Source organism: Streptomyces sp. NPDC029014, assembly GCF_055564695.1.
Genome location: NZ_JBVHVT010000045.1, coordinates 55,063 through 67,323 on the forward strand (window position 1 = coordinate 55,063; position 12,261 = coordinate 67,323).

The window sequence follows — 12,261 nt, forward strand, 5'->3', positions numbered from 1 at the left end:
GGTGAGGGAGGAATCCGAAGCATGCTGAAGGACGGCCCCGCAACCGCACGGCCACCCATCACGCACTGGCCCACCCCGGCCCTGGACGGGGTCGACTTCGACCCCGTCCTCGCCGGCCTGATGGAGGCGGGGCCGGTCACCCGGATCCGCCTCCCCAACGGGTCCGGCTGGGCCTGGCTCGTCTGCCGGTACGACGACGTGCGGATGGTGGCCAACGATCCCCGGTTCAGCCGCAAGCTGGTCGCCGAGCACGACGTCACCCGGCTGGCCCCCCACTTCATCCCCGCACCGGGCGCGGTCGGCTTCGAGGACCCGCCCGACCACACCCGACTGCGGCGCACCGTCGCGGCCGCGTTCACCACCACCGGGGTCGAGCGGCTCCGCCGCCGCGCCCAGGAGATGCTCGACGTCATCGTCGGGCGGATCCTGGCCGACGGGCCGCCCGCCGACCTCACCGAGCGCCTCCTCGCCCCCTTCCCGCTCGCCGTCGTGTGCGAGCTGATGGGCGTCCCCGAGGAGGACCGGCCCATGGTCCACGAATGGACCACGCTCATCCTCTCCTCCGCCCAGGGCGCCGAGCGCAGCGAGCGGGCGAAGGACGAGGCGCTGGCCTACCTGGCCGCCCGGTTGGGCTCCGGGGAGGTGCCGCACGACGACAGCGTCATCGGACTCCTCGACAAGGCCGTCCGCGACGGCGAGGTCACGCTGGAGGAGGCCACCGGCCTGGGCCTGCTCATCCAGATCGGCGGCGAGGCCGTCACCAACAACGTGGGCAACATGGTCTACATCCTGCTCACCCGGCCGGACCTGATGCAGAAGCTCCGCGACGACCCCTCCCTGCGCCCCGCCGGCCTGAACGAGCTGTTGCGCTACATCCCCCACCGCAACGCGGTGGGGCTCTCCCGGATCGCCCTGGAGGACGTCACCGTCGCCGGCCACCGCATCCGGGCCGGCGAGGCCGTCTACGTCTCCTACCTGGCAGCCAACCGCGACCCGGACGTCTTCCCCGACCCCCACGAGCTGCAGCTGGACCGCAGCCCCAACCCGCACGTCTCCTTCGGGTACGGCCCCCACTTCTGCCCCGGGGCCATGCTCGCCCGCCTGGAGTCCGAGCTGCTCGTCGACGCGCTGCTCGACCGCTTCCCGGACATCCGCTTCACCGTCCCCCTGGACGAACTGCACTGGCGGCCGGGGGCGCTGATCCGCGGCCCCGAAGGCCTGCCGGTGACCTGGTCATGACCGCGCACGTGGCCCGTGACGGCCTGCTCGTCCCACCCGGCCACGGGCGCACCCTCCACACCGAGGCCCAGCAGGTCACCTTCAAGGTCACCGGCGAGCACTCCTCGGTGGCCTCCAGTTTCGAGGTCGTCGTCCCGCCCGGATTCGACGTCGGGGCCCACCGGCACGTGCGCAGCGAAGAACTGTTCTACGTCCTGGAGGGTGAACTCGACGTCATGGCGTTCGAGCCGCGCGTGCGCAGCGGCGACGACTGGCGACACTGGGAGTCGCTCGACGGGCGCCAGGTCGTACGGGCCACCCCCGGAACCGTGATCGTGGTCCCGCCGGGCTGTCCGCACGCCTTCGCCAACCCCACCGGCCAGCCGGCCCGCATGTTCTTCCAGGCCTCACCGCCGCCCGACCACGAGCGGTACTTCGAGGAGCTCCTCGCCCTGCTCGACGCGGGTACCTCCCCGGATCCCGCCGAGATCAGCCGACTGCGGGCCCGCTACGACATCGAACAGCTCACGCCGCTGCGCCACGGGCTGTCCTGACCGACCACCACGCACCACCCACCACCACACCCCCCACGCTCGGGAGAATTTGATGTTGCGCACTCGCCGCAAACTCCGCACCGCCACGTACGCCCTGGCCGGCTCGGTCATCGCCGCCGCCGCGCTGGCGGCGGGCCCGGCCCAGGCCGCCGATTCCCTGCCGTCCTACTGGTGCTACCTCAACGGTGTCGAGGTCCGGTCCGGTCAGACGGTGGTGAGAGGCACGCCGGGCGTCGACACGATCCTGTGCGAGAACGACGTCGAGAACGTCATCATCGACGGCGCCGGCGGCAACGACAACATCCGGGTCAAGGGCATGGTCGTCGACTCCCAGGTGCTCGGCGGCGAGGGTGACGACACCATTCAGGTCAACAACCTCTACCCGCGCAACGGCAACGCGTCCGTGCGCGGCGGCGCGGGCGACGACACCATCATCACCGCGCTGGTCATGGGCACGGCCGAGCACGGCGCCACCGTCTACGGCGACCACGGAGCCGACAAGATCACCACGGGCAGCGTGCTGGGCGAGCCCGGTGAGTACCAGCGCGGCGGCGGCCAGGTGTTCGGCAACGACGGCAGCGACACCATCCGCACGGGCAACGTGGACCTCGGCGGCCGGATCCTCGGCGGCAGCGAGCACGACATCATCGAGCCCAAGTCGGTGGGCGCGGAGTCCGCGGGCATCGTCCAGGGCGGCCCGGGCAACGACAAGGTCCGCGGCCAGGACGACACCGTCCTGACCATCGGCCCCGGCTACGCTCAGGTCGACGGCGGCCTCGGGACCAACGCCTGCAAGCTGAAGCACTTCTCGACCGGCGAGCGGGTCCGCAGCTCGGTCGCGAACTGCGCGGTGGCCACGACCCCGGCCACGCCCACGACGCCGACGGCTCCCGCGAACCCCGCGACGCCGGCGAACCCCGCGGCCCCCGCCACCCCCGCGACGCCGGCGAACCCGGCGAACGCGGCGATGCCCGCGGCCCCGCAGGGCTCCGCCCCCGTGGCGCCGTCCGTCTCCTCCCCCTCGACCCCCAAGGAGCCGGCGGCGCCGGGGCGTCCGTCGCGTCCCTAGGGCTCAGGCCCCCGAGGGACGGCGGCCGCCCGGAGCGCCGTGCGCGCGCTGCGTGGACAGGCCGCCGGGCAGCAGGAACAGGGTCAGCACGGCCCCGGCGGTGAAGATCGCCGCCGAGGCCGTGAACACCGTGTGGTAGCTCTCCAGGGAAGCCCGCGCCATCAGTTCCGGCGCGGGCTGCCGGCCTGCCAGGACACGGGAGACGGTGCCCGCGGCCAGGGTGCTCATGAGGGCCGTCCCGACCGACCCCCCGATCTGCCGCATGGCGTTGACCGTCGCGGAGCCCACCCCGGCGTCCCGCGGGTCGATGCCCGCCGTGCCGAGGTTCATGGCCGCCGCCGTGATCAGCCCCATGCCGAGGCCCGTCGCCATCTGCCCGGGCAGCACCTCGACGACGTACGGCCCCGAGGCCGACAGGTGCGACATCCAGGCCATCCCGCACGCCGAGAGCAGCATGCCCGTGACGATGCGGGGCCGCCCGCCCGCCTTGCCGAGCAGGCCCAGGTTGCTGCCGATCGCGCTGAGCATGGTGCATCCGGACATCGGCAGGAACGCCAGGCCGGTCCTGGCCGGGCCGTACCCGCGGGTGTGCTGGAGGTAGTACGTGAGGAACAGGAACACCCCGAACATGCCCACGCCCGTGATGAACACGGACATCAGGGCCGTCGCCCGGACCCGGTCGAGGACGATCCGCAGCGGCAGCAGCGGGTGCGGGCTGCGCCGCTGCCACCAGGCGAACGCGGCCAGCAGCGCCGCGCCGGTGGTGAGCAGGCCCAGCGGCTCCAGCGAGCGCCAGCCGTGCGGGCCCGCGGTGGCCAACCCGTAGACCAGGCAGAACAGCCCCGTTGAGGCCAGGACCGTGCCCGGAAGGTCCAGCCGGGGCGGGGCGGTGGGAGCCGACCGGCGCAGCAGCAGTACGCCGCCGGTGACGGCGACGGCCGCGAACAGGACGTTTACGTACAGGGTCGAGCGCCAGCTCAGGTGCTCGGTGAGCACCCCGCCGAGCAGCAGCCCCACCGCACCCCCGGACGCGGCCAGCGCCCCGAACACGCCGAAGGCCTTGCCGCGTTCGGCGGGCGCCGAGAAGGTGGTCGTGAGCAGCGAGAGCGCGGCCGGGGCGAGCAGGGCGGCGAACACGCCCTGCAGGGTGCGGGCCGTGACGAGGACGCCGAACGTGGCAGCCGCCCCGCCGACGGCCGAGGCCGCGGCGAAGCCGATCTGGCCGGTGAGGAAGGCCCGGCGGCGGCCGATCAGGTCCGCGAGGCGTCCGCCGAGCAGCAGCAGGCTGCCGAAGGCGATCGCGTACGAGGTGACCACCCACTGCCGCTGCTGGTCGGAGAAGCCCAGGTCTTCCTGGATGGAGGGGAGGGCGATGTTCACGATGGTCGCGTCGAGGACGACCATCAGCTGGGCCAGGCCGATGACGGCGAGGACCCACCAGCGGCGTGGATCGGGTGGGGCGGCGGCGCCGGCGGGCGGGGCGGTGCCGGTGGCGGGCCCGGTGCGGCGTCCGGGGGTGGAGCCTGGGCCGGGGGCTGAGCCGGTCGGTTCTGCGGACATGGTGGACTCCATGGGTTCCGCTCGTTCCCGCAGGCGAGAACGTGGGGGCGTGGGGGGACTGTCTCCTTCGACGATGCGTGAGACCGGCCCGCCGTCCGCGCGTCGCCACGCCACGGGGCCGCCCGGATGGCCCAGCAGCCCCTACCGCTTCCGGTCGGCCGCCCCGCCCCCGCCCGCGCCGACCGGGCGGCCCGCATGCAGCTCCAGCGGGCCGGTGCCCTCCGCGCGCGCCCGCAGGCAGGCCTCGATCTGCCGGCGCAGGTTCGGCTTGACCAGACCGCGCAGCTCCTTGGGGGCCGCCGTCCGCCAACGCAGCAGTTCGCCGGGGGCCAGGCGGACCCGGGCGAGCGTGCCGGCGTCCAGGACCCCGCCGTCGTAGAGGAAGCGGATCCGGGCCGGGTAACCCGGTTTGTGGGCCCAGTTGACGCCGAGCAGCCGGCCCGGCTCCAGTTCGAGGCCGAGCTCCTCGTGGGCCTCCCGCCGGGCCGCGGCGCGCGGGATCTCGCCGAGGTCGCTGTCGATGCCGCCGCCGGGCAGGTGCCACCGGCCCGGCCTGCCGTACGCGGGCTCCACCAGCAGGACGCCGCCGGCCTCGTCGGTGCACAGCATGCTCGCCGCCGTCAGGACCTTGGGGCGGGAGGCGCGGTGGCTCGCCGCGTCGAACAGGCCCCCGTGCTCCAGGGCCGTGCGCCGCTGCGGGTCCAGGCCGGCCGGCGAGCCCGCCTGTGGCACGCCGCCGACGAGGTGGGCGATCGAGCCCGCGCGCAGGGCGGCCAGCCCGGCGCGCAGCCGGGGCGCGATCCGGGCGGGCAGCACCGCGTACGCCTCCTCCGGCGCGAGCCAGTGGGCCTCACGAACCTCCCCGTCGGGGAACGACAGCGCGGCGGCCTGCGCGGGGGTCAGCGGCCCGACGAGGTGGACGTGCACGACGAGGGAGCGCCCGAGGGAACCGGGGGTCCGCGCGTCCACGGCGAGCAGCCGGCCGACCGGAACGCTCAGGTCCAGCTCCTCCTTCAGCTCGCGGGCCAGCCCCTCCTCCGGGGTCTCGGTGTCCTCGACGGTGCCGCCCGGCAGCTCCCGGCCCGCCTTGTAGGAGGGGGTCAGGACCAGGACCCGCCCGGTGTCGTCCAGGACGATGCCGGTGGCGGCGACGAGCGGGGCCGACTGGGCGGCGTAGTACGCGCGCACCTGCTCGGGGGAGGGGCGGTCGGTCGGGCGGTCGGGCGGGGTGTCGGGCACGGCGGGCTCCTGTGGTCGGGCGGAGGCAGGGGGGTGTGCGTACCCCGCGCCCCGCCGGGCCACGCCCGGCCGGGGGTGGCCCGGACGGTGGTCAGGCGCGGGCCAGCAGCATCCCGCCCATGGTGACCATGGTCGCCGCGACGAGGCCGTCCAGCACCCGCCAGGCCTTGGGCCGCGCGAGCACGCCGCTGAGCATGCGGGCCCCGTAGCCGAGGCCGGCGAACCAGGTCAGGCTGGCCAGCCCGGCCCCGATGCCGAAGGCCCAGCGCAGGTCGCCGCGGTCGGCGGCGAGGGAGCCGAGCAGCAGCACGGTGTCCAGGTAGACGTGCGGGTTGAGCCAGGTCATGGCCAGGCAGGTGAGGACGGCCCGGCGGCGGGAGGAGGAGGTGGCCCCCGCGGTGTCCAGGGCGGCGCCGGGCACCGGCCGCAGCACCCGTCGGGCGGCGAGGACCCCGTAGCAGACCAGGAACGTGCCGCCGGCGAGGCCGACGGCGGTCAGTGCGCCCGGCCAGGCGGTGACGAAGGCGCCGACCCCGGCGACGCCGAGGGCGATCAGGGCGGCGTCGGAGAGGGCGCAGATGGCGACCACGGCGAGGACGGCGTGGCGGCGCGCCCCCTGGCGCAGGACGAAGGCGTTCTGGGCGCCGATGGCGACGATGAGGGAGAGTCCGGTGCCGAAGCCGGCGAGGGCCGCCGTGATGATGCCGTGTGTCATGCGTTCGACCATATGAACGGCATGGGGTGCAGTACAGCTAAAGATTTTTACGTACCCTTAGCGTTCGTGATGGACGAACTTCCCCTGGACCAGGTGCGCACCCTCCTCGCCGTGGTGGACGAGGGCACGTTCGACGCGGCCGCGGCCGCCCTGCACGTCACCCCGTCGGCGGTCAGCCAGCGGGTCAAGGCCCTCGAACAGCGGACCGGGCGGGTGCTGCTGATGCGCACCAAACCGGTCCGGGCCACCGAGTCCGGGCAGGTCGTGGTGCGGTTCGCCCGGCAGCTGGCCCGGCTGGAGCGCGACGCGCGGGCCGAGCTCGGCATGGCTCAGGAGGAGGGCGGGCCGGTGCGGCTGCCCATCGCCGTCAACGCGGACTCCCTCGCCACCTGGTTCCTGCCCGCCCTCACCCGCGTGCCGCAGGACCCGCCGGTCCTCTTCGAGCTGCACCGGGAGGACGAGTCCCACACCACGGCGCTGCTGCGGGAGGGCCAGGTCATGGCAGCCGTCACCTCCTCCCCGGACCCGGTGGCGGGCTGCACCGTACGGCGGCTGGGCCTGGCCCGGTACCTGCCGGTGGCGAGCCCCGCGTTCGTCGCCCGGCACCTGCCGGGGGCGGGCGCGGGCGAGCCGGCCGGGCGGGGGGCGGGTCTGGAACGGGCGCTGCGCCGGGCGCCGGTGATCGTCTTCGACCGGCGGGACGTGCTCCAGGACGCCTTCGTACGCTCGCTGACGGGCGACGAGGACGCCGGTGCCGGCCCGCTGCGTCACCACGTGCCCACGTCGGAGGGGTTCTGCGACGCGGTCGCCGCCGGACTGGGCTGGGGGCTGGTCCCGCAGCCGCAGGCCGAGCCGCTGGTCCGGTCGGGCGAGCTGGTGCTGCTGCTGCCCGGGCGGCCCCTCGACGTGCCGCTGTACTGGCAGCAGTGGAAGCTCGACTCGCCCGCCCTGTCGCTGGTCGCGGACGTGGTCGCGGCCGCCGCGGCCGGAGCGCTCCTGCCCGGGGCGCCCGCGTGGTCCCCCTCCGGCCCGTAGGCTGCGGCCATGGACTCCTACACGATCGGCCAGGCGGCCCGGCTGCTCGGCGTGAGCGTCGACACGGCCCGCCGCTGGGCGGACGCCGAGCGGTTCCCGACCCGCCGGGAGGGCGCGCGGCGCATGGTGGACGGGCCCGACCTCGCCGCGTTCTGCGTCCAGGTCGCGCAGGAGGCGGCCGAGGCCGAGGAAGCCCCGTCCACCTCGGTGCGCAACTCCTTCCCCGGCATCGTCACCGCGGTCAAGCTCGGCATCGTGGACGCCCAGGTGGAGATCCAGGCAGGGCCGCACCGGGTGGTGTCGCTGCTGACCCGGGAGGCGGTGGAGGAACTGGGCCTGGAGGTGGGGGTGCGGGCCGTGGCCCGGGTGAAGTCGACGAGCGTGTTCGTCGACCGCGCCTGACCCGGCGGCGCGGCGCGAGCACAGGCGGGCACCGGCGGCGGTGGCAGACTGGCCGCTGATCCGCCGAAGGGAAGTACACCGTTGTCCATGTTCAGCAACCTGCGCCGGGCGGTGCGCCGCGGCTACCGGCGGGCCGTCGACCTGAGCCACCCGGCCCGTTCCCCGCTCGGCAGCGCGGTGGTCAACTGCATCGTCTACCAGGACGGGGTGCGCCAGGAGGGCTGCGCCGAGGTCGAGGAGGCGCTGCGGCGGGTCCGCAAGACGGGCGAGGGCTTCGTGTGGATCGGTCTGCACGAGCCGACGCAGGAGGAGCTCGCCGGGCTGGCCAGTCTGTTCGGCCTGCACCCGCTCGCGGTCGAGGACGCCGTGCACGCCCACCAGCGGCCCAAGGTGGAGCGGTACGACGACATACTGTTCGCCGTCTTCAAGACCGTGCGCTACGTGGAGCACGAGGAACTCACCGCGACCAGCGAGGTGGTGGAGACCGGCGAGCTGATGGCCTTCACCGGGGAGGACTTCGTCATCACCATCCGGCACGGCGGCCGCGGCACGCTCGGCCCGGTCCGCGAGAGCCTGGAAGCGGCCCCCGAGCAACTGGCCAAGGGTCCGGCGGCCGTTCTGCACGCCATCGCCGACCACGTCGTCGACGACTACGTGGCCGTCACGGACGCGGTGCAGAACGACATCGACGCCGTCGAGACCGCCGTGTTCAGCGACAACGGCGCCCGGGGCGACGCGGGCCGCATCTACCAGCTCAAGCGCGAACTGCTGGAGCTGCGCCGGGCGGTTGCCCCGCTGGCCCGGCCGCTGGAGCAGCTGGCCACGCAGCCGATACAGGCCATCCCGCCGGAGGCCCGCGCGTACTTCCGGGACGTGGCCGACCACCTGACCCGGGCGACCGACCAGATCAACGGCTACGACGCCCTGCTCGACTCCATCCTCCAGGCCCACCTCGCCCAGGTGACGGTGGCCCAGAACGAGGACATGCGGAAGATCACCGCATGGGCGGCCATCGTCGCCGTGCCGACCATGGTCTGCGGGGTCTACGGCATGAACTTCGACCACATGCCCGAACTGCACTGGACCTACGGGTATCCGGCCGTGCTCGGCGTGATGGCCGTGGCGTGCTTCGTCATCCACCGCGGGTTCCGCCGCAACGGCTGGCTCTGACGAGGTCGCGGTGGCGTAACGATGTGGGCAACGGAGGGCTGCGATCCGCAGGTTGCCGGGCCTCCGGCGGTGCGGGTGCCGGCTCCGGCGAACCGGGCAAAACGACACTCGCGCCCCGTTGGACACCTCGCGCCACCTCCTTTTCGTCACGCCGCGTGACATGTGATCGCCGGTGCGTTCCAAGTGGCCCCCGGGGGCGGTGGAATTGGTCGCCCAGGGCATCGGAATGACCCATTCCGCCTGCTCCGTAAGTGGCTTGACCGCGACGTAAGCGGGGCATAAGTTCTGCCCCGGCTTGCTCCAGCAGGACGGGCCGTCGAACCGTCCTCAGGGGGGACCTGTGAACCACTACACCGACGTTCTCAAGAAGTACGCCGTCTTCTCCGGCCGCGCCCGCCGGCAGGAGTACTGGATGTTCTTCCTGTTCAACATGGCCGCCGCGATCATCCTCGCCGTCGTCGACGGTGCCCTCGGCACCTACCCGCTGCTGTACGGCATCTACGCCCTCGCCGTGCTGCTCCCGAGCCTGGCCGTCGGCATCCGCCGCCTGCACGACACCGGCAAGTCCGGCTGGTGGATGTTCATCGGCCTCGTCCCGCTGATCGGTGGCATCTGGCTGATCGTCCTCATGGCCTCCGAGGGCCAGCCGCAGCCGAACCAGTACGGCCCGAACCCGAAGGCCGTCCACGCCTGATCCGGCCGTCCGCCGGCCGGCAGGCCGGTACGTCCGAACGCCTGAGCGCCGCCCCCGCCGGAGACATCCGGGGGGCGGCGCTCTCGCCGTCTCCGGGGCCGGGAATCCGCCGGTCAGAACGCCGCACCCGGCACAGGGGTGACAAGCGTCTCGCGACGCATCGGGCAGGGGACTGTCCAGACCTGCCGGATCACGAGATATCTTGATGTCGAGCAATCTTGCAGACGTGAGACGCAGACTGTGGAGCGGAGCATCCGGTGACTGACTCGACCATCATCTACACGCACACTGACGAGGCCCCGGCCCTCGCGACGTATTCCTTCCTGCCTGTGATCCAGGCCTACGCGTCGACGGCCGGTGTGAATGTCGAGACCCGTGACATCTCCCTGGCCGGTCGCATCATCGCCTCCTTCCCCGAGTACCTGGAGGAGGGCCAGCGCATCGCCGACGCCCTCGCCGAGCTCGGCGAGCTGGCGAAGACGCCGGAAGCCAACATCATCAAGCTGCCCAACATCTCGGCCTCCATCCCGCAGCTGAAGGCCGCGGTCGCCGAGCTCCAGGGCCAGGGCTACGCGCTCCCGGACTACCCGGACGACCCGAAGTCCGACGAGGAGCGCGAGATCCGCTCCCGCTACGACAAGGTCAAGGGCTCCGCCGTGAACCCGGTCCTGCGCGAGGGCAACTCCGACCGCCGCGCCCCCGGCTCGGTCAAGAACTACGCCAAGACCCACCCCCACCGCATGGGCGCCTGGACCGCCGAGTCCAAGACCAACGTCGCCACCATGGGTGAGAACGACTTCCGCTCCACCGAGAAGTCCGCCACCGTCGCCGAGAACGGCACCCTCCGCATCGAGCACGTGGCCGCCGACGGCGCCGTCACCGTCCTGCGCGAGTCCGTCCCGGTCCTGGCCGGCGAGGTCGTCGACGCCTCCGTCATGCGCGTCGCCGCCCTGCGCACCTTCCTGTCGGAGCAGGTCGCCCGTGCCAAGGCCGAGGGCGTGCTGTTCTCCGTGCACCTCAAGGCCACGATGATGAAGGTCTCCGACCCGATCGTCTTCGGCCACGTCGTGCGCGCCTTCTTCCCGCAGACCTTCGCCAAGTACGGCGAGGTCCTGGCCGCCGCCGGCCTGTCCCCGAACGACGGCCTCGGCGCCATCCTGAACGGCCTGGCGTCCGTCCCGAACGGCCTGGGCGACGAGATCAAGGCCTCCTTCGACGCCGAGCTCGCCGAGGGCCCGGCCCTGGCGATGGTCGACTCGGACAAGGGCATCACCAACCTGCACGTCCCGTCCGACGTCATCGTCGACGCCTCGATGCCGGCCATGATCCGCACCTCCGGCCACATGTGGGGCCCGGACGGCCAGGAGGCCGACACCCTCGCCGTCCTCCCGGACAGCAGCTACTCCGGCGTCTACCAGGCCGTCGTCGAGGACTGCAAGGCCCACGGCGCCTTCGACCCGTCGACCATGGGCTCCGTCCCGAACGTCGGCCTCATGGCGCAGAAGGCCGAGGAGTACGGCTCCCACGACAAGACCTTCGAGATCGCCGCGGCCGGCACCGTCCGCCTCGTCGACGCCGCCGGCGCCACCGTGCTGGAGCAGGAGGTGTCCGAGGGCGACATCTTCCGCGCCTGCCAGACCAAGGACGCGCCGATCCAGGACTGGGTCAAGCTGGCCGTCACCCGCGCCCGCGCCACCGGCTCCCCGGCCGTCTTCTGGCTGGACGCCACCCGCGCCCACGACGCGCAGCTGATCGCGAAGATCGACGCGTACCTGCCGCAGCACGACACCGAGGGCCTGGAGATCAAGGTCCTGTCCCCGGTCGAGGCCACCAAGTTCTCCCTGGAGCGCATCCGCCGCGGCGAGGACACCATCTCGGTGACCGGCAACGTCCTGCGCGACTACCTGACCGACCTGTTCCCGATCCTGGAGCTGGGCACCAGCGCCAAGATGCTGTCGGTCGTCCCGCTGATGGCGGGCGGCGGCCTGTTCGAGACGGGCGCCGGCGGCTCCGCCCCGAAGCACGTCCAGCAGCTGGTCAAGGAGAACTACCTGCGCTGGGACTCGCTCGGCGAGTTCTTCGCGCTGGCCGCCTCCTTCGAGCACCTCGCCACCACCACCGGCAACGCCCGCGCCCAGGTCCTGGCCGACACCCTCGACCGCGCCACCGGCACCTTCCTCAACGAGGACAAGTCGCCGACCCGTCGCGTCGGCGGCATCGACAACCGCGGCAGCCACTTCTACCTGGCCCTGTACTGGGCGCAGGAGCTGGCCAAGCAGACCGACGACGCGGAGCTCGCGGCCGCCTTCGGCCCGCTGGCCAAGTCGCTGACCGAGGCCGAGCAGACCATCGTCGGCGAGCTCGTCGCCGTCCAGGGCTCCCCGGCCGAGATCGGCGGCTACTACCAGCCCGACCCGGCGAAGGCCGCCGCCGTCATGCGTCCGTCGGCGACCTTCAACCAGGCGATCGCGACCCTGGCCTGAGGCCCGCCGGCCCCGTGACCGGGCCGTCCGCAGGTCTTCCCGGGTCCGGGGGGGGGGGGGGGGGGGGGGGGGGGGGGGGGGGGGGGAGGGGGGGGGGACGGGGGGGGGGGGGGGGGGGGAGA

At 73.2% G+C, this 12,261-nt stretch carries 11 protein-coding genes; 8 read left to right on the plus strand and 3 right to left on the minus strand.

Going from position 1 to position 12,261, the window contains the following annotated elements:
- The first annotated feature begins 21 nt into the window (after positions 1-21).
- Genes ACZ4VL_RS24330 through ACZ4VL_RS24340 form a run of 3 tightly spaced genes read left to right on the plus strand, consistent with a single transcriptional unit; the run spans position 22 to position 2,841 of the window.
- The gene (locus tag ACZ4VL_RS24330) at positions 22-1,239 is read left to right on the plus strand and encodes a cytochrome P450 (protein WP_468203691.1); all 1,218 of its coding nucleotides are present in this window, start codon (positions 22-24) and stop codon (positions 1,237-1,239) included.
- Positions 1,236-1,772 carry a cupin domain-containing protein gene (locus ACZ4VL_RS24335; RefSeq protein WP_361092475.1) on the plus strand — a complete coding sequence of 179 codons (537 nt, stop codon included), beginning with the start codon at positions 1,236-1,238 and terminating at the stop codon, positions 1,770-1,772. The genes ACZ4VL_RS24330 and ACZ4VL_RS24335 overlap by 4 nt, the downstream gene beginning before the upstream one ends.
- Positions 1,773-1,824: 52 nt before the next feature.
- Positions 1,825-2,841 carry a hypothetical protein gene (locus tag ACZ4VL_RS24340; RefSeq protein ID WP_468203695.1) on the plus strand — a complete coding sequence of 339 codons (1,017 nt, stop codon included), beginning with the start codon at positions 1,825-1,827 and terminating at the stop codon, positions 2,839-2,841.
- A gap of 3 nt (positions 2,842-2,844) precedes the next feature.
- Here the strand turns inward: ACZ4VL_RS24340 and ACZ4VL_RS24345 are convergent, their stop codons facing one another.
- The 3 genes from ACZ4VL_RS24345 to ACZ4VL_RS24355 all read right to left on the minus strand — a co-directional run bounded on the left by ACZ4VL_RS24345 (position 2,845) and on the right by ACZ4VL_RS24355 (position 6,355).
- Entirely contained in the window at positions 2,845-4,401 is a 1,557-nt protein-coding gene (locus ACZ4VL_RS24345; RefSeq protein ID WP_468203698.1) for an MFS transporter, read from the minus strand.
- A 141-nt stretch (positions 4,402-4,542) separates the two neighbouring features.
- Positions 4,543-5,640, minus strand: a complete 1,098-nt coding sequence (locus tag ACZ4VL_RS24350; protein ID WP_468203701.1) for an NUDIX domain-containing protein — start codon at positions 5,638-5,640, stop codon at positions 4,543-4,545.
- 91 nt (positions 5,641-5,731) lie between these two features.
- Positions 5,732-6,355: a LysE/ArgO family amino acid transporter gene (locus ACZ4VL_RS24355; protein ID WP_468203704.1), complete on the minus strand. Its 624-nt coding sequence runs from the start codon at positions 6,353-6,355 to the stop codon at positions 5,732-5,734.
- A gap of 69 nt (positions 6,356-6,424) precedes the next feature.
- Between ACZ4VL_RS24355 and ACZ4VL_RS24360 the strand changes: the two genes are divergently transcribed.
- From ACZ4VL_RS24360 to ACZ4VL_RS24380, 5 genes are all read left to right on the plus strand, one after another.
- Positions 6,425-7,390, plus strand: a complete 966-nt coding sequence (locus ACZ4VL_RS24360) for a LysR family transcriptional regulator ArgP (RefSeq protein WP_468203738.1) — start codon at positions 6,425-6,427, stop codon at positions 7,388-7,390.
- Positions 7,391-7,399: 9 nt separating this feature from the next.
- Positions 7,400-7,792, plus strand: coding sequence for a TOBE domain-containing protein (locus tag ACZ4VL_RS24365; protein ID WP_468203707.1), 393 nt, complete (start codon positions 7,400-7,402; stop codon positions 7,790-7,792).
- An 87-nt stretch (positions 7,793-7,879) separates the two neighbouring features.
- Positions 7,880-8,962 carry a magnesium/cobalt transporter CorA gene (gene corA, locus ACZ4VL_RS24370; RefSeq protein ID WP_468203710.1) on the plus strand — a complete coding sequence of 361 codons (1,083 nt, stop codon included), beginning with the start codon at positions 7,880-7,882 and terminating at the stop codon, positions 8,960-8,962.
- A gap of 340 nt (positions 8,963-9,302) precedes the next feature.
- A complete protein-coding gene (locus tag ACZ4VL_RS24375) occupies positions 9,303-9,656 on the plus strand; it encodes a DUF805 domain-containing protein (RefSeq protein ID WP_468203713.1) in 354 nt (117 codons plus the stop codon).
- 257 nt (positions 9,657-9,913) lie between these two features.
- On the plus strand, positions 9,914-12,139 hold the full coding sequence (locus ACZ4VL_RS24380) for an NADP-dependent isocitrate dehydrogenase (protein ID WP_468203716.1): 2,226 nt from the start codon (positions 9,914-9,916) through the stop codon (positions 12,137-12,139).
- Positions 12,140-12,261: the final 122 nt, after the last annotated feature.